This window comes from Streptomyces camponoticapitis, from assembly GCF_014646115.1.
Taxonomy (GTDB): domain Bacteria; phylum Actinomycetota; class Actinomycetes; order Streptomycetales; family Streptomycetaceae; genus Streptomyces; species Streptomyces camponoticapitis.
In genome coordinates, this window is sequence record NZ_BMMV01000002.1 from 421,360 (window position 1) to 441,424 (window position 20,065).

16 protein-coding genes are annotated in these 20,065 nt (G+C 68.9%); 11 read left to right on the forward strand and 5 right to left on the reverse strand.

Translation table 11 applies throughout. The features are described from left to right. Window positions 1–6: 6 nt before the first annotated feature. The 8 genes from IEY79_RS04575 (at window position 7) to IEY79_RS04610 (ending at window position 7,721) form a co-directional block, all read left to right on the forward strand. Window positions 7–984: an ABC transporter substrate-binding protein gene (locus IEY79_RS04575; RefSeq protein WP_189105952.1), complete on the forward strand. Its 978-nt coding sequence runs from the start codon at window positions 7–9 to the stop codon at window positions 982–984. Next, a complete protein-coding gene (locus IEY79_RS04580) occupies window positions 981–1,775 on the forward strand; it encodes an ABC transporter permease (RefSeq protein WP_189105953.1) in 795 nt (264 codons plus the stop codon). Before IEY79_RS04575 ends, IEY79_RS04580 begins: the two co-directional genes overlap by 4 nt. Beyond that, a complete protein-coding gene (locus tag IEY79_RS04585; RefSeq protein ID WP_189105954.1) occupies window positions 1,772–2,548 on the forward strand; it encodes an ABC transporter permease in 777 nt (258 codons plus the stop codon). The genes IEY79_RS04580 and IEY79_RS04585 overlap by 4 nt, the downstream gene beginning before the upstream one ends. 32 nt (window positions 2,549–2,580) lie before the next feature. Beyond that, window positions 2,581–3,366 carry an ABC transporter ATP-binding protein gene (locus tag IEY79_RS04590; RefSeq protein ID WP_189106055.1) on the forward strand — a complete coding sequence of 262 codons (786 nt, stop codon included), beginning with the start codon at window positions 2,581–2,583 and terminating at the stop codon, window positions 3,364–3,366. A gap of 128 nt (window positions 3,367–3,494) precedes the next feature. Then, window positions 3,495–3,920: a PPOX class F420-dependent oxidoreductase gene (locus IEY79_RS04595; RefSeq protein WP_189105955.1), complete on the forward strand. Its 426-nt coding sequence runs from the start codon at window positions 3,495–3,497 to the stop codon at window positions 3,918–3,920. A gap of 108 nt (window positions 3,921–4,028) precedes the next feature. Beyond that, window positions 4,029–4,553: a (2Fe-2S)-binding protein gene (locus IEY79_RS04600; protein ID WP_189105956.1), complete on the forward strand. Its 525-nt coding sequence runs from the start codon at window positions 4,029–4,031 to the stop codon at window positions 4,551–4,553. Further along, entirely contained in the window at window positions 4,540–5,529 is a 990-nt protein-coding gene (locus tag IEY79_RS04605; protein ID WP_189105957.1) for an FAD binding domain-containing protein, read from the forward strand. The genes IEY79_RS04600 and IEY79_RS04605 overlap by 14 nt, the downstream gene beginning before the upstream one ends. Continuing rightward, on the forward strand, window positions 5,526–7,721 hold the full coding sequence (locus tag IEY79_RS04610; protein ID WP_189105958.1) for a xanthine dehydrogenase family protein molybdopterin-binding subunit: 2,196 nt from the start codon (window positions 5,526–5,528) through the stop codon (window positions 7,719–7,721). Before IEY79_RS04605 ends, IEY79_RS04610 begins: the two co-directional genes overlap by 4 nt. Before the next feature lie 96 nt (window positions 7,722–7,817). Here the strand turns inward: IEY79_RS04610 and IEY79_RS04615 are convergent, their stop codons facing one another. Next, window positions 7,818–8,840, reverse strand: coding sequence for an alcohol dehydrogenase catalytic domain-containing protein (locus IEY79_RS04615; RefSeq protein WP_189105959.1), 1,023 nt, complete (start codon window positions 8,838–8,840; stop codon window positions 7,818–7,820). Between the two features lie 393 nt (window positions 8,841–9,233). Between IEY79_RS04615 and IEY79_RS04620 the strand changes: the two genes are divergently transcribed. Beyond that, window positions 9,234–9,506, forward strand: coding sequence for a hypothetical protein (locus IEY79_RS04620; protein WP_189105960.1), 273 nt, complete (start codon window positions 9,234–9,236; stop codon window positions 9,504–9,506). Between the two features lie 39 nt (window positions 9,507–9,545). Here the strand turns inward: IEY79_RS04620 and IEY79_RS04625 are convergent, their stop codons facing one another. Continuing rightward, window positions 9,546–10,526: an aldo/keto reductase gene (locus IEY79_RS04625; RefSeq protein ID WP_189105961.1), complete on the reverse strand. Its 981-nt coding sequence runs from the start codon at window positions 10,524–10,526 to the stop codon at window positions 9,546–9,548. Between the two features lie 200 nt (window positions 10,527–10,726). Between IEY79_RS04625 and IEY79_RS04630 the strand changes: the two genes are divergently transcribed. Next, window positions 10,727–11,635 carry a helix-turn-helix transcriptional regulator gene (locus IEY79_RS04630; RefSeq protein ID WP_189105962.1) on the forward strand — a complete coding sequence of 303 codons (909 nt, stop codon included), beginning with the start codon at window positions 10,727–10,729 and terminating at the stop codon, window positions 11,633–11,635. 95 nt (window positions 11,636–11,730) lie between these two features. On the opposite strand, the gene IEY79_RS04635 is transcribed toward IEY79_RS04630, so the two are convergent. Next, complete coding sequence (locus IEY79_RS04635; protein ID WP_229700622.1) at window positions 11,731–15,519, reverse strand: tetratricopeptide repeat protein; 3,789 nt, start codon at window positions 15,517–15,519, stop codon at window positions 11,731–11,733. A 193-nt stretch (window positions 15,520–15,712) separates the two neighbouring features. Next, window positions 15,713–17,884: a SpoIIE family protein phosphatase gene (locus IEY79_RS04640; RefSeq protein WP_189105964.1), complete on the reverse strand. Its 2,172-nt coding sequence runs from the start codon at window positions 17,882–17,884 to the stop codon at window positions 15,713–15,715. 422 nt (window positions 17,885–18,306) lie between these two features. Here IEY79_RS04640 and IEY79_RS04645 point away from each other — a divergent pair, with 422 nt between their 5' ends. Then, complete coding sequence (locus tag IEY79_RS04645) at window positions 18,307–18,810, forward strand: peptidoglycan-binding domain-containing protein (protein WP_189105965.1); 504 nt, start codon at window positions 18,307–18,309, stop codon at window positions 18,808–18,810. A 66-nt stretch (window positions 18,811–18,876) separates the two neighbouring features. Here the strand turns inward: IEY79_RS04645 and IEY79_RS04650 are convergent, their stop codons facing one another. Then, window positions 18,877–20,040, reverse strand: a complete 1,164-nt coding sequence (locus IEY79_RS04650) for a GDSL-type esterase/lipase family protein (protein WP_189105966.1) — start codon at window positions 20,038–20,040, stop codon at window positions 18,877–18,879. Between the last annotated feature and the right edge of the window lie 25 nt (window positions 20,041–20,065).

The window sequence follows — 20,065 nt, forward strand, 5'->3', positions numbered from 1 at the left end:
CTACACATGCGTCGTCTGCTCACTGTGATCGCCGTCGCCGCGCTGACTGTCGGCGGACTCACGGCGTGCTCGGACTCCGAATCCACCGGCGGCGGCGACCCGGCGGCCGGTGGCTCCGGCAAGACCACCGCCGTCAAGGTGGGCGTCATCCCCATCGTCGATGTCGCACCCATCTACCTGGGCAAGGAGAAGGGCTTCTACGAGAAACACGGCATCGGCCTCACCCTGACCCCGGCACAGGGAGGGGCCGCCATCGTGCCCGGGGTCGTCAGCGGCGACTTCCAGTTCGGCTTCTCCAACGTCACCTCGCTGCTCGTCGCGCAGAGCAAGAAGGTGCCGCTCAAGGCGGTCGCCAACGGCGTCGCCTCCACCGGCGAGGAAGGAGCCGACTTCGGCGGCATCACGGTGAAGAAGGACAGCCCGCTCAGGTCGGCCGCGGACCTGGAGGGCAAGAAGGTCGCCGTCAACACCCTCAAGAACATCGGGGACACCTCGGTGAAGGCATCGGTCGAGAAGGCGGGCGGCGACCCCTCCCGGGTGGAGTTCGTCGAGCTCCCCTTCGACCAGATGCCCGCGGCCCTGGACGCGGGACAGGTCGACGCGGCCTGGGTGGTCGAACCGGGACTTGCCACGATCAAGGCCCAGGGAGGACGGGTGATCGCCTCGAACTACGTCGACGTCGCTCCCGATCTCACCGTCGCCATGTACTTCACCTCCACCGCCTACGCCAAGCAGAGCCCCGAGGTGGTGAAGGCGTTCCAGGACGCTACCCGCGAATCCCTCGCCTACGCCGACAGCCACCCCGACGAAGTACGCCGTGTGATCACCACCTACACGAAGATCCCCGAAGCGACACTGAAGAACGTCACCCTGCCCAAGTGGCCCGCCGAACCCAACCGCTCCTCCATCGACACCCTCGCCGAACTGGGCAGGCAGGACGGCCTGTTCACCGAGGTGCCCGACCTGGACGAGCTTCTGCCGTGACTCCGCCTCCCTCCGCGACCAGGCCGGGCGCGGCGGCCCTGGGCCTGGCCGGCCTGCTCGGACTCCTCCTCACCGTCGAGGTACTGCCGCGCAGCGGAGTCGTCTCCGCCGACTACCTGCCGCCCACCTCCCGGATCGTCCGGGCACTGGCCGTCGAGCTCAACGACCGCGCCTTCTGGCGAGCACTCGGCGACACCCTCACCGGCTGGGCTCTGGGCCTCGCCATCGCGGTGGTCGCGGGCGTGGTGGCCGGCGTGCTGATCGGAAGCGTGCCGTTCCTGAGGGCGGCGACCGCGTCCACGATCGAGTTCCTCCGCCCCATCCCGTCGGTCGCGCTGATTCCTCTCGCGGTGCTGCTGTTCGGCACGGGTCTCGGCTCGACGCTGCTGCTCGTTGTCTACGCCGCCTTCTGGCAGGTGCTCGTCCAGGTGCTGTACGGCATCCAGGACGTCGACCCGGTCACCCGGGACACCGCCCGCTCCTACAACCTGGGCACATGGGCGCGCGTACGCCATGTGCTGTGGCCCACCGCGCTCCCGTACGTGATGACCGGGGTGAGGCTCGCCGCCTCCGTCGCCCTGATCCTCGCCATCACCGCCGAACTGGTCATCGGTTCCCCCGGACTCGGTTCCCGGATAGCCGTGGCCCAGACGTCCCAGGCCGTGCCCGAGATGTACGCCCTCATCATGATCGCCGGCCTGCTCGGGCTGCTCATCAACCTCGCCGCCCGGACGGTGGAGCGCCGCGCGCTGTTCTGGCACCAGTCCGTACGCGGGGAGGCGGTCCTGTGACCCGCATCGTACGACGCCTGCTCTACGCCCTGGCCCTGCCCGCGCTCCTGGCCTCGCTGTGGTGGCTGGGCTCCCGGGGAAGCCAGAGCATCTACGCCCCGCCGCTGTCCACCATCCTCTCCGTCACCGACGACGTATGGACCACCGACCGGCTCACCCGCGATGTCCTGCCCAGCCTGCTCCGTCTGACCGGCGGCTACACCCTGGCGGCGCTCGCCGGGATCGGACTCGGGGTGCTCATCGGCACCTACCGCGCCGTACGCGCCCTCACCGAGCCGGTGCTGGAGTTCTTCCGCGCCGTACCGCCGCCGGTGCTGATCCCCGTGATCATGCTCTTCGCCGGCATCGGCGACACGATGAAGGTCACCGTGATCGCGGCCGGGTGCGTATGGCCGATCCTGCTCAACACCGTCGAAGGAGTGCGCGCCGTGGACGGCGTGCTCGCCGAGACCGCCCGCTCCTACGGCATCACCGGCGTCTCGCGACTGCGCCGGTTGGTGCTGCCCGCGGCCGCGCCGCAGATCTTCGCCGGACTGCGCCAGGCGCTCTCCATCGGGATCATCCTGATGGTCATCAGTGAGATGTCCGCCGCCAGCAACGGCCTCGGTTTCACCGTCGTGCAGTTCCAGCGCAGCTTCGCCATTCCCGAGATGTGGAGCGGAATCCTGCTGCTCGGCACGATCGGCTTCCTGCTGTCGGTCGTGTTCCAGGCGGTCGAGCGCAGGGCGCTCGCCTGGTACCACGGCCTGCGCGCCTCCAAAGGATCGGGCTGAGCCGTATGACACCGAAAGAAGGACGCCACCCGATGCTCGACGTACGGGGCCTGAGGAAGATCTACGGGGGACACGGCCGAGAGGTGGAGGCGCTGCGCGATCTCACCTTCACCCTCGATCCGGGCGAACTCGTCTGCCTGGTCGGCCCATCGGGCTGCGGCAAGACCACGCTGCTGAAGTGCGTCGCTGGCCTGCTCGCACCGACCTCGGGCGAGGTCCTGCTGGACGGGAGCCCGGTGACAGGACCACGCCCCGGGATGGCCGTGGTCTTCCAGGAGTACAGCCGCAGCCTCTTCCCCTGGATGCGGGTGCGCGACAACGTCGAACTGCCTCTCCGGCAGAAGAAGTCCCTCGGCCGGCAACGCCGCCACGCGCTGGTCGAGGACGCGCTGGAGGCGGTCGGGCTCACGGCGTCGGCCGGCGCCTATCCCTGGCAGCTGTCCGGCGGTATGCAGCAGCGGGTCGCGATCGCCCGGGCGCTGGCCTACGAGCCGGAAGTCCTGCTGATGGACGAGCCGTTCGCCGCGGTTGACGCGCAGACCCGTGCGGGGCTTGAGGACCTGGTCAGGAAGTTGTGGCAGGAGCGCGGAATGACGATCCTCTTCGTCACGCACGACATCGACGAAGCCGTGTACCTCGGACAGCGCGTGCTCACGCTGTCGGCGTCCCCCACCGTGGTCCAGGACGAGCTGAAGATCACTCTGCCCCACGAGAGGGACCAGCTGGAGAGCCGCGCCGACGCCCGTTTCGCCGAACTCCGCACGCATGTCTACGCCCAGATACGGGCCGCCGGAACCAGACCCGCTCCGACGGCGTAGCCGGCGGCAGAACAGAGCTGCCGCCCAGGGCGCGCCCATGGCCGGTGGCATGAATGCCGCTCCGTTTCCGGGCCGTGCGCGGCGTGCCCTCGGAGCAACGTGATACTTCGCTCCGTACTGTGCCGGGCATGGCTGAACGAATGAGTGAGGACATGTGGAAGGCCTTCATCGAAGAAGGCACTCGCACCGGCAAGCTGTCCACCGTCCGGGCGGACGGCAGCCCGCACATCGCGCCCATGTGGTTCCTGCTGGACGGCGAAGATCTCGTTTTCACCACCGAGGACACGACGGTGAAAAGCCACAACCTTCTCCGGGACGAACGGGCCGCGCTGTGCGTCGACGACGAGCGGCCGCCCTATTCCTTCGTGGTGCTGCGGGGACGCGTGAAGATCTCGGAAGACCCCGGGCAGTTGCTCACCTGGGCGACGAGTATCGCCGCGCGTTACATGGGCGAGGACCGTGCACGGGAGTTCGGGGAGCGCAACAGTGTCCCGGGCATGCTGCTGGGGCGGATGCGGATCGAGCACGTCACCGCCTATGCGGCCATCGCCTGATCCCCGCGAGTGGCCGCGGCGACCCGCTCCCGGCGAACGCGAAAGCCGTCGCCGCTGATTCCGTCCCTCTGATCTCTTGGCGAGCCTCATCACCTGGAAGGCCTGAGCATGCGCGCGGACATCTCGCGTGGGACCACGGTTCCCGAAGTATTCGAGACCGTCACTGAACTGACGGTGAATGGGCGCCCATCCGTCCTGAGCCTCGACACGCGCGTCACCCTCCTGGACGCACTGCGCGATCACCTGGGTCTGGTGGGGACGAAGAAAGGGTGCGACCAAGGAGCCTGCGGTGCCTGCACGGTGCATGTGAACGGGAAGCGGGTGCTCTCGTGTCTCACTCTCGCGGCGCAGTGCGAGGGCCGCGCGGTGACGACGATCGAGGGCGTCGCACGTGCGGGCGCGCCCCATCCCGTACAGGAAGCGTTCGTCGCACGGGACGGCTTCCAGTGCGGATTCTGCACGCCGGGACAGATCATGTCGGCGATCGCCCTCATCGACGAAGAACGAGCCGGGACGGACGACGAGATCCGTGAATTCATGAGCGGAAACCTCTGCCGGTGCGGCGCCTATCCGAACATGGTGGCGGCGATCCGCGAAGTGGTCTCTGAGGGGAACGGCAATGCGGTCATTTGAGTATGTCCGGGCGACGGAAGTCTCCGACGCGGTGCGACTGGTCTCGGCCCGTCCCGACGCCGCGTATCTGGCCGGAGGGACGACACAGCTCGATCTGATGAAGGACGGGGTGCTCGGCCCGGGCATGCTGGTCGACATCACACGTCTCCCACTGGCCGGTACCGAGCGGCGGGGCGAGGCGCTCCACGTCGGCGCCCTGACCACGATGGAGGAACTGGCGGCCGATCCGACGGTCGCCGAGCGCCTGCCCCTGGTCCGGGAAGCGCTGCTGAAGGGCGCGTCCACCCAGCTGCGGAACATGGCGACGATCGGCGGGAACCTGCTGCAGCGCACGCGCTGCCGGTACTTCCGGGACCCCGACGTCCCGAAGTGCAACAAGCGCCTACCCGGGTCCGGTTGCGCGGCCGTCGAGGGGGTGCCCCGTATGCACGCCGTCCTCGGCGCGAACGAGCGGTGCATCGCCCTGCACGCCTCGGACCTCGCCGTCCCCCTGGTGGCACTCGACGCCGTGGTGCACATCCAGGGCCCCACGGGCGAACGGCGGATCCTGCTGAGGGACTTCTACCTCCTGGCATCGGAGAGTCCCGACGTCGAGAACCACCTCGTGCACGGCGAACTGATCACCGGCGTCGAGATCCCGCTGCTTCCCGCCGGGGCTCTCTCGGGCTACCTGAAAGTACGGGACCGGATGTCCTACGAGTTCGCGCTCACCTCGGCCGCGGTGGCCCTGGTGATCTCCGACGGGATCATCCACGAGGCCAGGATCGGGCTCGGCGGGGTGGGCAGCCGGCCATGGCGGGCGCTGGACGCGGAGCGCGAGCTCGTCGGCTCGCCCCCCGGTACGGAAGCCTTCCGACGAGCGGCGCGGGTGGCCGTACAGGACGCGTGGACCTTGCCCGGCACGGCGTTCAAGGTGGAACTCGCGCAGCGCTGCCTGGTCCGCGAACTGCGCACCGTGTCAGGAGTGGCGGCATGAGCGGGACAGTCGTCGGAGCCGGAATCAACCGGGTGGACGGTCCCCGCAAGGTGGCGGGAGCCGCCCCCTATCCGTCGGACTTCAACGTCCACCACCAGGTACACGCGGCTCTCGTCGGGAGCACCGTGGCCGCGGGCCGCGTCGTACGTATCGACACCGCCGCCGCCGAGGCCGCGCCCGGCGTGATCAGGGTGCTCACGCACCTCAATATGCCGAGGCTGGAACGCGGACCCATGACGGCGCTCGGCGCCTCACCGCCGCCGCCGATGCAGGACGACCTCATCCGGCACTACGGGCAGCACCTCGCTCTTGTCGTGGCGGAGAGCCCCGAGCAGGCCGCTGCGGCGGCCCGGCTGGTGGCTGTCGAGTACGAGCGCACGGAGCCGTTGCTCGACGTGCTGGACCCGAAGGCCCCCCAGGTGATCGACCCGTGGGGGACGGACAGCGATCGGGGGGACACCGAAGCGGCCTTGGCCTCGGCCGAGGTGAAGGTCACGCAGACCTACACCACCCCGGACAACACCAACAGCCCGCTCGGTCTCTTCGCCACCCTCGCCATCTGGGACCGGGACCGGCTCACCGTCCACGACACCACCCAGTGGCCCTCCATGGTCAAGGAGACTCTGGCCGCCGTCTTCGAGGTCCCGGAGAGCTCCGTTCGCGTACTGGTGCCGTACGTGGGAGGTGCCTTCGGCGCCGGCCTGCGGGCCTGGCAGCACGTGATCCTCACCGTCGCCGCGGCGCGGCTGATCGGCCGGCCGGTCAAGCTGGTGCTGACCCGGCCCCAGATGTTCAGTTGCGTCGGACACAGGCCCGACACGGTGCAACAGGTGTCGCTCGCCGCGAACCGGAGCGGAGAACTGACGGCGATCGACCACCGCACCGTCTCGTCGCTGGCCATGGAGGACGACGACTACGAGGCTGTCTCCGCGGGCTCGGCCTTCGCGTACCGGTGCCGGAACGTGGTCACCCGCGACGTCCAGGCGCGTCTGAACCGTCCTGCCCCCTGCTCGATGCGCGCCCCTGCGGAAGGCCAGGGCAATTTCGCTCTGGAGTCCGCGATGGACGAGCTGGCCTACGCCCTGGCGATGGATCCGCTGCAGCTGCGTCTGCGCAACGACACCGACGTCGACCCCCGGTCGGGCCTGCCCTGGTCGAGCAAGGCGTTGCGGGAGTGCTACCAGGTGGGGGCCGAGCGTTTCGGGTGGTCGTCCCGGGACCCCGAGCCGGGCTCCATGCGGGACGGGGACTGGCTCATCGGATACGGGATGGCCGGATGCAGCTACCCGTGGTATTCGGTGCCCTGCTCCGCGCGGGCCACTGTCAGCCGGGACGGGAGCGCGCTGGTGCTCAGCGCCGTCACCGACATCGGGACCGGCACCTACACGGTGATGACCCAGGTCTCGGCGGAGCATCTCGGGCTCCCCCTCGGCCTGGTCCGCTTCGACCTCGGCGACTCCGACATGCCGGCCGCTCCCCAGGCGGGCGGCTCGGGACTCACCGGATCTCTGGGGAACGCGGTCGTCGACGCCTGCGGTCGCCTCGTCCGGCGGTTCGCGGAGCTCGCCGCGGAAGACGGCGAGTCGCCCTTGCACGGTGTCCCGCCGGAAGCGGTGACCGCCGGCGGCGGACGAGTCCACGTGAAAGGCGAGTCCTCCCGGGGCGAGTCCTACATCGACATCCTCAGCCGTAACGGGCTGCCGGAACTGTCGGCGGACGGTTCGAGCACGCCCGCTTCCCCGGAGGATCTCGGCATGGCGCCGTCCGGCGCTTTCGGCGCCAAGTTCGTCGAGGTGCGGGTCGACCGGGACCTGGGCCTGGTGCGGATCGCGCGGGTGGTGTCGGCCATCGACGGGGGTCGCATCCTCAACGAGAAGACCGGCCGGAGCCAGATCATCGGCGCGACGATCGGCGGTATCGGCCAGGCGTTGTTCGAGGACACCGTCACCGACCCGGGTACCGGTCGAATCGCCAACGGCACGTTCGGGGACTACCTCATCCCCGTCAACGCCGACATCCCCGACCTGGACGTCGTCTTCGTCGGCGAACCGGACCGCTTCTCGCCGATCGGCACGAAGGGCATCGGCGAGATCGGTCTGGTGGGCATCGCCGCAGCCGTGGCCAACGCGGTCCGCCACGCCACCGGCAGACGCGTCCGCTCGCTGCCCATCACCATCGACGACCTTCTGTGACGTCTGGGCACGGCAGCGAGGGGAGCCGGCTCTCGCGCGCGGCGGCCTTGGACTCGGCGATGGACACCGCCATACACCGCCGCCCGTCCGGTCGCTCTACCTTCCGGTGGTGAGAACCATGCGGAAGCGGGCCTCTCCGGACAGCATTTTCGCGTACGCCTCGGCCGCGTTCTCCAGAGGAAGTTCCTCGATACGCGGCTTGATCCCCGTGTTGAGGGCGAACCGGAATGTCTGCTCGCGGTCGAGGGGGGTGCCCGAGATGATTCCGTACACGCGCTTGGTGCCGAAGATGAGGTCCAGTGCGCCGATTTCCAGGTTCTCGGCGGGCAGGCCCGCGACGACGAGTTCGCCGCGGCGGCCCAGCCCTCCGACGGCGGACGAGATCGCCTTGGCGTCGGTGGTCGAGGCGAGGACGACCTTGGCGCCGCCGAGCTCCTGCAAGGCCAGGGCGGCATCCCGCGATTCGCTGTCGATGGGGTGGTCCGCGCCGAGTTCGCGGGCGAGTTCCGCCTTCTGCGGGCCGCGGGTGACAACCGCGGTGACGAAACCCATCGCGCCCGCCAGTTGCACACCGAGATGCCCCACGCCGCCCAGGCCCAGAACGGCTACGAGATCCCCCGGTGTGGCGCCACTGTTGCGGAACGCGTTGAAGGCCGTCAGTCCGGCACAGGCCAGTGCGGCGGCATGGGCGGATGCGAGCCCGTCCGGGATCCGTGCGAGTCCGTTCGCCGGCACCACAATGGTGTCGGCGAATCCGCCCGGATAAGAGACCCCGGGCGTCTGAGCCTCCGGACAGTTGATGCCGTCCCCGGCACGGCAGGCGTCACAGTGACCACAGGTGCCCGCGATATAACCGGCAGCGACCCGGTCTCCGGGCTGCCACTCGTCCACCCCCGCACCGACGGCCTCCACGCGGCCCGCGATCTCGTGACCGGGGGTCATCGGGAAGGTGGTCCCTGGAACGTATCCGGCGATGATCGGAACGTCGGAGTGGCAGATCCCGCACGCCTCGACAGCGATCCGCACCTGCCTGACTCCTGGTTCAGGCGTCTCCACCCGCGTGAGAACCAGATCTCCGCCGGGCTCGGACACCAGCACAGCTCGATCGCCTGTACCCATCAGGAACCTCACTTCGTCGGGACATCGACCAGCGGAAACGACTTAAGTAACAAATGCCCCAAATCATCATAGTAGGCGTGGGTGGACGGCACAGCCTGTGGGGTCGTACGGGGATGCCGAGCGCCTGCGGTCGCCCAAGAGGAGTGCCCTTCGGCCCGAGGTTCCCCCGTGCCGCGGGCGGGCCCGGGGCGGGCTGCGCCGGACGGCCAGGAGGACCCGGACGCAGGATGAACGAACCCGAAGGGTGCTGAGGGAACACCCCGCCCCGACCGCTCCCTGCCAAGTCCCGCAAGGCCTACTCGCTGTGTGTGCAAGGGACTTGGGGGTACGCGTGGAGTAGGCCGGTCCACCCCGCGACCGGGCCTCAGGATGATTGTCCCGAAGGAGTGGCAGATGGCGACGCAGTACGGTAATCAATCCACCGGTCAGCGGCCCCAGGGCACACCGCAGGGCACGGCGAACGGCAATGTCCTGAGCATCATCGCGATGGTGCTGGGTGTGATCGCGTTCATCTTCCTGCCGATCGTCTTCGGTGCGATCGGCCTGGTGCTGGCCATCATCGCCAAGACCGTGCGGCACGAGCGACTCGCCGTACCCGCCATAGTGGTCAGCGCCGTAGGCATGATCGGCGGCATGATCCTGGGCGCCGTACTGGTCATGAACTGAGCGGGCAACGGCAGCCACGGCACCTTGTCGATGCTGGATTCAGCGGTCGATCGAGGCCATGTTGATCTCGTCGTGTCGGGCGCCGGTGGCCGGCGTGATGTTGTCGAGCCGCCGCGACTGGCCGGCGGTCAGGACGATGCCGTCCGCGGCGGTGTTCTCCTCGACGCGAGCCACTCGCCGGCTGCCGGGAATCGGGGCGATGTCCTCGCCCTGGGCCAGCAGCCAGGCGAGCGCGATCTGTGCCGGGGTGGCCCCGACCTCGGTGGCGATGTTCCGTACCTCCTCCACGAGCCGCAGGTTCTGGTGGAAGGCCTCGCCGATGAAGCGCGGATTGGTCTTTCGCCAGTCGTCGTCGGGGATGTCGTCCGGCGTACGGATCTGGCCGGTCAGGAAGCCGTGCCCGAGCGGTGCGTAGGGGACGAGGCCGATGCCCCGCTCGCGTAGCAGGGGCAGCAGTTCGGTCTCGACGTCGCGGGTCCACAGGGAGTATTCGGTCTGCAACGCGGCAATCGGGTGCACGGCGTGGGCGCGGCGGATCGTGTCCGGTGAGGCCTCGGACAGGCCGATGTGCAGGACCTTGCCTTCGGCGACCAACTCGGCAAGCGTGCCGACGGTCTCCTCGATCGGGGTGTTCGCGTCGACCCGGTGCTGGTAGTAGAGATCGATCCGGTCGGTGCGAAGACGCCGCAGGGAGCCCTCGACGGCGGTACGGATGTTGGCGGGACTGCTGTCGAAGGGACCGGGTCCACGACCGGAATGGGACAGGATGCCGAACTTCGTTGCGAGGACGACCTTGTCGCGCCGCCCCTCCAGCGCCTGACCGACGATCTCCTCGCTGTGGTAGGGGCCGTAGCTTTCAGCGGTGTCGATATGGGTGACGCCGAGGTCGAGGGCGCGATGGACGGCGCGGACGGATTCGGCGTCGTCCAGGCCACCGCCGGAGGTGTAGGTGCCGGCCATGGTCATGGCACCCAGACCGATCCGGGAGACCCGCAGGCTACCCAGCATGGCGTGCTGCATCAGAGAACTCATTTCTCGTCGAGAGTGTCGAAGGACGGCGGAGGGAAGCGGTGAGGGTCGGCGTCCGTGGCATCCGGGCGCCGATCCCGATCTCGCCGGCCTCCAGCCAACATCGGTTCGTCACCTGAGGGCAGGCTCTGCGAAAAGGGGTACTCGCCGGGACCCGTTACGGGATGTGGGCCGGACCTATCCTCGATCTCATGGATGAGAAGGAGACCGCGCGGGCGGCGGTCCGCGAGTTCCTCACCACCCGCCGCGCCAGGGTCAGCCCGACCGACGTCGGCCTTCCTCCCTCGGGCACCCGCCGTCGGGTGAAGGGCCTGCGCAGGGAGGAGGTCGCGTTGCTTGCCGGGGTCAGCCCGGAGTACTACGTGCGGCTCGAACGCGGCAAGGCGACCGGGCCCTCAGCCGGAGTTGTCGAAGCCGTCGCCCGCGTTCTGCGCCTGGACGACGACGAACGCGCCCACCTCGGCCGGCTGCTGGCCGCTCTGACCCCCGCGGCCCCCAAGCGGAGCCGGAGCACGGCGAAGGACCTCGTCACTCCGGGAATCCGAGTCCTGCTGGACTCGATGGACCACCTACCCGCAGTCGTCTTCAACGGGCGGTTCGACCTCCTGGCGGCCAACGCACTGGGGCGCGCACTCCTCGCGCCCATGTACGACCTGCCCGGACGGACGAACAGCGCCCGCTTCCTGTTCCTCGACGAGCCCAGGGCCCGGGACCTGTTCCCCGAGTGGGAGCGGATCACAGCGGACACCGTGGCAATGCTGCGCATCGAGGCGGGGCGCCACCCCGACGACCCCGACCTGACCGAACTGATCGGACAACTCGCCACCCGCAGCACAGAATTCCGGACACGGTGGGCGACCAACGACGTACGAATCCACCGAGCCGGCACGAAGACCTTCCGGCACCCACTCATCGGCGAGGTCACACTGCCCTACGAGACCCTCGGCATCGACTCCGCCTCCAGCCAGATACTCAGTGTCTACACGCCCCAACCCGGCACCCCCGAAGCCGACGCGATCCGCCTCCTCGCCAGCTGGAACGCCGACGACCGACGGAACAACAACCCGACAGCGGGAGCGCGCGGGAACCCCGAGGACTGACTCTTTGGGGTTCCCGGCACAGGCCCCGTCTCCCGGTCCTGCGCCGGCCAACTGCTCCGCCCCTCTGCGACGACGGCCGGCGCGCGCGGTGATGGTCAGATTTCAAGCGGTGGCGACGCCGCCAGTACCTGCCGCAGACGTTCCCGGTGTTGCTCCACCTGCTCACGGGTCGCGGGGTCCAACCGCATCAACTCGTCGAGATCGCTGAGCAACTCGCGGAACCCGCTGTGCGAGGGGGAAAGCTCCAGAAACACCCTGAGGGCATCGTCCGCCTCGGCCCGGCAACGCATGGCGCAGTATGCGACTACGAGATCCGCTCTACCGCCGGCACCACGAGGGCCAGGCGCCTGGGCGCTCGTCTTCAACAGTTCGACGGCCCGGAGCAAGTCGCCGCGGCCGTCGCTGCTTCCCGCGCTGCGGTGGGTCATCGCTCGCTGGTAGAGGAACCAGCCGTCCTCACGATCGAGCTCGATGGCGCGGTCGAAGTCGGTGAGCGCCTCGTCGTAGCGTCCGAGGGCGCGGTAGGTCTCCCCGCGCCCACAGACGACCCAGTCTTCCTCCGGGCCGAGTTCGATGGCCTGGGTGAAGTCCACGAGTGCTTCGTGGTGGCGGCCCATCGCCTGGTAGGTCTGACCGCGGCTGGCGATGTCCCACGCGTCGTCGGGGTCGAGTTCGATGGCGCGGTTGTAGTCGGTGAGCGCTTCGTCGTAGCGCTCCATGAGCCGGTAGGTCTCGCCGCGGTTGGCGATCGCCCACGCATAGGTGGGGTCGAGTTCGATGGCGCGGTTGTAGTCGGTGAGTGCTTCGTCGTAGCGCTCCATCGCCTGGTAGGTCATGGCCCGGTTGGCGATGGCCCAGTCGCCTTGCGGGTTGAGCTCGATGGCGTTGTTGAAGTCGGTCAGAGCCTCGTCGAACAGCTTCAGCGCCCGATGGGTCTGACCACGGCTGGCGATGGCCCATGCGTAGGTGGGGTCGAGTTCGATGGCGCGGTTGTAGTCGGCGAGCGCCTCGTCGTAGCGCTCCATGAGCCGGTAGGTCTCGCCGCGGCTGGCGATGGCCCATGCGTAGGTGGGGTCGAGTTCGATGGCGCGGTCGAAGTCGGTGAGTGCTTCGTCGTAGCGCTCCAGTGCCCGGTAGGTTTCGCCGCGGTTGGCGATGGCCCATGCGTAGGTGGGGTCGAGTTCGATGGCGCGGTTGTAGTCGGTGAGTGCTTCGTCGTAGCGCTCCAGCGCCTGGTAGGTCATGGCCCGGTTGGCGATCGCCCAGTCGGCTTCCGGGTTGAGTCCGATGACGTGGTTGTAGTCCGTGAGTGCTTCGTCGTACCGCCTCAGCGCATGGTAGGTCTTGGCGCGGTTGGTGAGTGCCCAGTCGGCTTGCGGGTTGAGTTCGATGGCGCGGTCGTAGTCGGTGAGTGCTTCGTCGTAGCGCTTCATGTGCCGGTAGGTTTCGGCGCGGTTGGTGAGTGCCCAGTCGGCTTGCGGGTTGAGTTCGATGGCGCGGTTGAAGTCGGTGAGTGCTTCGTCGTAGCGCTTCATGAGCCGGTACGTCACGCCCCGGCTGACGATGGCCCATTCGTAGTTCGGGTCGAGTTCGATGGCGCGGTTGAAATCGGTGACCGCCTCGTCGTACCGCTCCAGCGACTGGTAGGTCCTACCGCGGCCGGTGATGGCCCAGTCGGCCTGGGGGTCGAGTTCGATGGCGCGGTCGTAGTCGGCGAGCGCCTCGTCGTACCGCTCCACGAGCCGGTAGGTCTCTGCGCGGTTGATGATGGCCCACGCGTAGGTCGGGTCCAGGTCGATGGCGCGGTCGTAGTCGGCGAGCGCTTCGTCGTTCCGCTTCATGAACCGGTGGGTCAGGCCCCGGCTGGTGATGTTCCACGCATCGTCCGGGTTGAGTTCGATGGCGCGGCTGAAGTCGGTGAGGGCCTCGTCGTAGCGCTTCATGAGCCGGTACGTCACGCCCCGGCTGGCGACGGCCCAGTCGGCTTGTGGGTCGAGTTCGATGGCGCGAGTGAGGTCGGTGAGCGCTTCGTCGTACCGGCCCAGAGAACTGTAGGTATCTCCACGGCTATGGAAGAACCACTCGGTGCCGGAGTCGAGTTCGATGGCGCGGTTGAAGTGGGTGAGGGCCTCGTCGTACCGCTCCATGAGCCGGTAAGTCTCTCCACGGCCGGCGTGAGCTCGCGCGGTGTCAGGGGCGAGCCGGTGAGCTGTCGCGTAGTCGGCGAGGGCGCTGTCGTAGTCGCCCGCCACCCGGTGGTCGCGAGCGCGGACAGAGTGAGCCAGGACACGGGTCTCGGTGGTGAGTTCGGGTGCGGTCAGCAGGAGCGTCAGTGCGGCGATACCGGACGCTTGCTGTTCTGCCGCTGCTTCGAGGCGCTCGCCCCAGGTGGTGAGGGCAGGGGCATCGGTGTCATGTCCGGCCTGGCCGAGGGCCTGCGCCCACCGGCGCAGGGTGGCAGTGTCGTGGTCGGTGGCCTGGACGGTCTGCAGGAGAGCGTCGGGGAGCGCGATGCGGGGGTTGGCGCACAGGCGGTGGTAGGTCTCGTTGAGGCGATGTTCCCGCCATTCGGTGTCGTCCCAGTACGCGTCGGTGTCGGTGCCCAGCCCGGCTTCCACCCCTTGGCGCCATTGCCCGAACGTGTCCGCGAGGCGGGTGTGCTGCTGCTGCCAGCGGCTGGGGGACCGGGTGCGCTGCAGGCGGAGCATGGTGTCGCGGACGACGTCGTGGTAGCGGCAGCGCCCGGCCTGGCGGGAGACGAAGGCCAGGGCCCTCAGCCATGGGTAGCCGTCGACGGCGGACTCCGGGACGGCGGCCTGGTAGATGTCCTCGTCGAGTTGCAGGGGCAGCGCGCAGGCCTGCGCCGCCTCTCGGCGCGCGGGGTCGGGTTCCCATTTCAGGAACCTCTCGACCGCGGTCTCCGAGGGATCGACGACAGTGTCACTGGTGGTCGGGCCGCCGCGGGCGAGCATGTCGACCAGGAGCGGCAGCCGCCCCGACAGACGCAAGACCAATTCGACGGTCTCTTCGCCGGTCACACCGTGAGTGGCGAGCAGAGTACGGGCTTCGTCCTCGGTGAACACGTCCAGACGCACCTCGGTCACCTGGCCAAGATGGTCCCCCCAGACACGGGGGTCCAAGCGTGACCGGCCCGCCAGCACGATCTGCACGTCGACAGGCAGGGTGCCGTGGTCCTCGGTGAAGACGATGCTCCGCAGCCAGGCGTCGAGAACCGGGCCGGTGCGCTCGTACACGTCGAAGAACAGCACCACCCGCTCGACCCGCTCCGCGACCTCGGCGAGATCCTCAAGGAAGACCGGGGTCAGTTTCGCCAGCGGATTCATCACCAGCTGTACGTCGTCGTGGCTGCGCAGCCGCGTGTTCAGGAGCGTGCGCATCCGGTCCGCCCCCAGCGCCACCTGCCCCGGATCCACCGCCCCCGCGAATGCCCCGATCCCCGGCAGCATCCCCAGGCCCACCAGACCCACTTGCGCCGCGACCGTGCTCGACGGCGACGCCGGCACGGGTTCCCCCGCACTTGCCTCGACCGCGGTCGCCTCCTGCGCGGGCACCGTACTCTCCGCCTGATGACGGCGCTGACGGTAGGTGGCCAGCTGCTTCTCGAACCGCTTCAGCGAATGCCCCTGCCGGCCGAGCCCGGCGCTGATCGTCTCCATCGCCTCAAGCGCGTCATGCACTTCGTCGTCCACGAACGCTGTGAACACCGAGGGTTGCTCGCGCGCCGTCGTCTCCCACTGCCGCACGAGCGTCGACTTCCCTACCCCGCCGTTGCCGTGCACATGGAACAGATAGGGAAAATCCACCTCTTCGGGATTGCGTGCGAACGTCTCCCGGAACACCGCCAGTTCACCACGGCGCCCCACGAACCCCGCACTCCCACGACGCCGATTGATCTCCTGCCGAGACGGCCTACGCGCGGCCACACCAACCACCCCCCCTGAGTACCAGTTCATGATGCCGTCTCGCCCGGCCCACCGGCTCCCGGACGGTGCGATCGAGGGCAGTGCGGGTGGCGGAGCCGGCGGCCGGGCTGAGGTGCTTTCTGCCCGGCGGTGCTCAGTCCACGCTGATCAGGAGCAGGGCTACGTCGTCGGCACTGCCGGCGGACGGGGCGGCTTCGAGGAGGATGTCGGCGCGGGTGTCCACGGATTCGCCGCGCGATGTGGAGGCCAGAACACGGGCCAGCCGCTCCGTCGAGACGTCTGGGTCGGTGCCCGGTATCTCGACGAGGCCGTCGGTGTACATCAAGAGCTCCGCGCCGGGCGGCAGGGGTATCTCGATGGTCGGGTACTCGGTCGCGCGTACGATGCCGAGCAACGGTCCGGGCGGCACTCGGACGATCGACACCGTGCCGTCCGGGTGGCGCAGCAGTGGCGGCGGGTGGCCGGCGTTCGCCAGCCGGACGCGGTGGGTCGCCAGATCGATGTCTGCGTAGAGGCAACTGGTGAAGAGCCCTGCGTTGAGGTCGATCAGCAGTTGGTTGGTGCGGGACAGCACCTCGGACGGCGCCACTCCAGCCGTCGCGTGTACGGCGGTGCGTACCTGGCCCATGAGCGCGGCGGCTGTGGGATTGTGTCCCTGCACGTCGCCGACAGCGGCCGCCGCGTTGCCACCGCTGAGCCCGATCAGGTCGTAGAAGTCACCGCCGATCTCCATGCCGTACGTGGTGGACCGGTAGCGTGCGGCCGCTCGCAGGCCCGGCACCTCGGGCAGTACGCCGGGCAGGAAACTGGCCTGCAGGCGCTGCGCGAAGTTGGAGCGGGCGTCGTGCAGAAGTGCGCGGTCGAGGGCCTGCGCCAGAAGGCCGGCAAGGGAGGTCAGGACGGCGCGCAGGCCGGGCGGGAACGTGCGCGGTCGCTCGTAGGAGATCACGCAACAGCCGACCGGCCGGTCGGAGGCGATGAGCGGGAGATACGCCCACGCCGCTTTCCCGGTGAGTGTCGACATACCGTCGTAGACGGCGTCCATCTCTTCTGGCGTGCTGTAGAAGGCGGCCTCCCGTTTGCTGAGTGCCTGCGAGGCGGGGGTGGGCATCCAGCGCATCTGAGCGCCGTCCAGTTGCCGCATCGCGTCGGCCGCGTAGCCGCGAAAGCCGACGTTCTGCAGCCTGCCGTCCTCCAGGGTGAGCAGCGCCAAGCCCTGCGCATCGACCATGGCCATGATCGGATCGGCGATGAGCTCCACCATGTCGGCCACCTCGACGGCCTGGGTGAGCGTGGCCGCCAGATTGATCAGCTCGTACATGGTCTCCAGCGAGGCGGGGGCGGTGTCGCTGCCGAGGGCACGGGCACCGTCGGTCCCGGGCCGGCCACCCGCCTCGCCGCCGGTCGTCGGCGGGGTACCCGGCTGCGGCCGCTTCTGGTCCCGGCTGGAGGAGACGCGCACACTCAGTCCTGAGTCGCCCGTGTAGAGGGCGTTCGGATGGAGGACGAAGGAGAGCCGGGTATCGGGGTGCCGCAGGACCGTGAAAGCCGTGGGCTCCCGGCTGAGGAGCGCTGTCCGGTAGCTGTCCTTGAAGAGGGAGGCACTCAACTGGGGGAGCTCCCAAGGTCGTTGCCCGCGCAGACGCTCCACAGGAACGCCGATCAGCTCGGCCGCTCTCGCGGTGACGAAGGTGATCCGGCCCTCCGGATCGAGTGCCATTCCGCCTTCGGGCAGCCGCTGGGCGAAGTCCGCGGCGGCGACCGCGTTCGCCTCGGTGGGCCGCTCCGTCGGGGGCTGCCGCATCGTGTGCGGTTCGGGGGCGGGCAGCAAGGGTCGGCCCCGCGCGGAGGAGTCAGCGAGCAGTCGCCCCAGTGCCGCGCAGCACTTCCCGACCGCGGCATGTTGCCGCGGGGTCAGCCGGGGTGGCTGCGAGGCGGGAAAGAGCAGGGTGAGCGAGCCCCACACGGCGCCCGCGGAGGCGATGGGTGCGCTGAGGCAGGCGAAGCCGTACGAGTACGGGGCTTCGGCGGACGAGCCGAGGCGGTCGAGCGAGTCGCCGACCGGGAGCCAGACCATCCGCCGCTCGCGGACTGCCTCGGCGGCGAGGGCCGGCGAGCCCACCCAGAGCCGCGTCCAGGGCCTCGCGAGGGCGTCCGGCATACCGGCCTTCACGGCGAATCCAAGGACCTGCCCCGCGGGCGGGAAGAGCAAGTGGATACCGCCGGATTGCGCCCCACACTCCTGTAGTACGTCGTACAGGAAGGGGTCGAGGGCTTCCAGGCCAGAAATGGCCGTATCCGACATTCGACTGATTCTACACCGGGGCTTGTCGCGTAGCTCCGGTGGCTGTCGGTGCACAGAGCGTATGGGAGAGCGTCCGGGCTTCTCGGCTGCGGGGGAGGGGTGAGAACGGGGCGTCGGGACCACGGCCGCGCACGGCCGGTGCGGAGCGGCCGTGCGCGGCCGTAGGCGTCCCGCCACAGTGACTCCACGGCCGCCATCCGTGCAGGTCAGCGGCTGGGGCGTCGCAGAATGCCGTCACGTGGGCGCCGTACGTGGCCGAGGAGCGCACCGCCCCCGCAGTCTGGTTGCCGCGCGGCCCGTAGGGCCGTGCCGCATCCCCTCCGAGCATGCCCCAGCGGCCTGCTCTGTCGTTTCGGAGACACATGCCCCCTTCCACCAGGATCCGTACTGGCCTGCGCCGGGCCGCGACTCCCCTGACCGCCATGGTTCTCGCTCTTGGCATCAGCGTCGCCGCGGCCGCCCCCGCCTCGGCAGCCAACTCCTACAACGGGAACCAATTCATGGAGGGAGCCGGCACCTTCCGGGACGACTGGACCGACGAGGGCATCGTCGCCGAGTTCGGGGGCTACAACCGGAACTCCAATGTCACGTGCCTGTGGCAGAAGATCGTCTTCTGGGCCGATTCCTCCACCGGCCACAGAGACCAGATCGACGGCTACTTCGGCCACAACACCACGCTCGCCACCCACGCCTGGCAGAGCCAGTACATGGGCCCCACTTCCGCCGACGGCGTGGTGGGGAAGGGCACATGGGCCGCCGCGGGCACTCGGCTCAGGGACACGGACGGCGATGGAACGGTCGACAAGTACGACGGCCGGTACAGGGACATCGCGATCTCCCGCGTCAACGGCGTCTACCACTTCGCCGACGCCGCCGGCAACGACCGGACGGCGAACTACAACGGCCGCACTTGCACCATCATCTAGGGCGTGTTTTGAAAGTGGTCGTCCGCACCGCCTGATACTCGCCTTCCTGACCGTGACGGCGGCGCGCTACAACCGCAGACGCGCCAGGTCTACGGCATCGGCCATCGCAGCGACGCCCCTGTCATTGAGGTGGAGGTGGTCTCCACTGTCGAAGGCCGGGAGGATCCGCTCTCGGTCGGCGGGGTCGGAGACCGCTGCCGCCACGTCCGTCACCGCGTCGAAGACGTCCGTCGCCCGTATCCAGTCGTTGACCTCGTGGCGGGTCGCACGGAGTTCCGCGGTGTCGTGACGCTCGTCGACCGCACCGGCGTACGGGCCGATGGTATGGGCGATGACGGTGAGCCCGGCGGCGCGCAGGCGTCCGCCCAACTCGGTGTATCCGCCGATGAGTTCTCGCGCGGTGGGCCGTGGATTCCTGGTGTTGGGGAACTGGGAGTCCAGCACGCCCGGCAGGACCAGGTCGTTGAGGCCGAGGTTCAGCAGGACGTGGGTGGCGCCGGGCACGTCGAGGACGTCCCGCTTCACACGGGACAGGGCGTGTTCGCCGATCTCGTCGGTGAGCAGGCGGTTGCCGGAGATGCCCTGATTGACGACCCAGCCATGCCTCAGTCGCCGGTTGAGCTGATCGGGGAAGCGGTTGTCGGCGCCGGGCGTGGTGCCGGTGCCCTCCATCCAGGAGTCGCCGAAAGCCACTGCGATCGGCAGGTCCCCGGGGACCAGTACGTCGACGCCGGAAAGGAAGTACCGCGAGACATCCAGCGCTTCGGCCCCGGTCAGGTCCGCGGCCCCGGTGGCGTTCCCGGGAAGCGCGTATCCCGTCTCCAGGGCAAGGACGGAGTGGGTCGCCGGCCCGGTGTCGTAGGGGAACCAAACACTTACGGCGAGCTGTGTGCCCGCGCTGAACTCGTCGGCTACGGGGTCGCTGGCGAGTTGCTCGCCGGGCGCGAGGGTGACCTCGAAGCGCCCGTCGAAGGTGAGCGGGACGCTGCTCGCGAGGTCGACGCCGTGCTGTCCGGACCGCCGGGCAAGGCCGGCCGCGCCGATCCGCAGGGGTTCTCTGCCGAACGTGTTGCTCAGGCGTACGCGCACCGCCCCGCCCCCGCCCGGCAGACGCAGGAACTGACGAAGAGTCTGATCGCGGAACGAGCGGACGGAGGAGAACTGGAGCTTTTCGTACGGGCTGACGACTGCTGAGCGGAAACCAGCGACCCAGTGGCTTTGCGTGGTCATGTGAACCTCGGTTGATGGGGGTTTC

What these genes read in the sequence shown, in the direction of transcription:
- IEY79_RS04575 (WP_189105952.1), top strand. Translation starts at nt 7, where the DNA reads ATGCGTCGTCTGCTCACTGTGATCGCCGTCGCCGCGCTGACTGTCGGC.
- IEY79_RS04590 (WP_189106055.1), top strand. Translation starts at nt 2,581, where the DNA reads ATGCTCGACGTACGGGGCCTGAGGAAGATCTACGGGGGACACGGCCGA.
- IEY79_RS04595 (WP_189105955.1), top strand. Translation starts at nt 3,495, where the DNA reads ATGGCTGAACGAATGAGTGAGGACATGTGGAAGGCCTTCATCGAAGAA.
- IEY79_RS04600 (WP_189105956.1), top strand. Translation starts at nt 4,029, where the DNA reads ATGCGCGCGGACATCTCGCGTGGGACCACGGTTCCCGAAGTATTCGAG.
- IEY79_RS04605 (WP_189105957.1), top strand. Translation starts at nt 4,540, where the DNA reads ATGCGGTCATTTGAGTATGTCCGGGCGACGGAAGTCTCCGACGCGGTG.
- IEY79_RS04610 (WP_189105958.1), top strand. Translation starts at nt 5,526, where the DNA reads ATGAGCGGGACAGTCGTCGGAGCCGGAATCAACCGGGTGGACGGTCCC.
- IEY79_RS04615 (WP_189105959.1), bottom strand. Translation starts at nt 8,840, where the DNA reads ATGGGTACAGGCGATCGAGCTGTGCTGGTGTCCGAGCCCGGCGGAGAT.
- IEY79_RS04620 (WP_189105960.1), top strand. Translation starts at nt 9,234, where the DNA reads ATGGCGACGCAGTACGGTAATCAATCCACCGGTCAGCGGCCCCAGGGC.
- IEY79_RS04625 (WP_189105961.1), bottom strand. Translation starts at nt 10,526, where the DNA reads ATGCAGCACGCCATGCTGGGTAGCCTGCGGGTCTCCCGGATCGGTCTG.
- IEY79_RS04630 (WP_189105962.1), top strand. Translation starts at nt 10,727, where the DNA reads ATGGATGAGAAGGAGACCGCGCGGGCGGCGGTCCGCGAGTTCCTCACC.
- IEY79_RS04640 (WP_189105964.1), bottom strand. Translation starts at nt 17,884, where the DNA reads ATGTCGGATACGGCCATTTCTGGCCTGGAAGCCCTCGACCCCTTCCTG.
- IEY79_RS04645 (WP_189105965.1), top strand. Translation starts at nt 18,307, where the DNA reads ATGGTTCTCGCTCTTGGCATCAGCGTCGCCGCGGCCGCCCCCGCCTCG.
- IEY79_RS04650 (WP_189105966.1), bottom strand. Translation starts at nt 20,040, where the DNA reads ATGACCACGCAAAGCCACTGGGTCGCTGGTTTCCGCTCAGCAGTCGTC.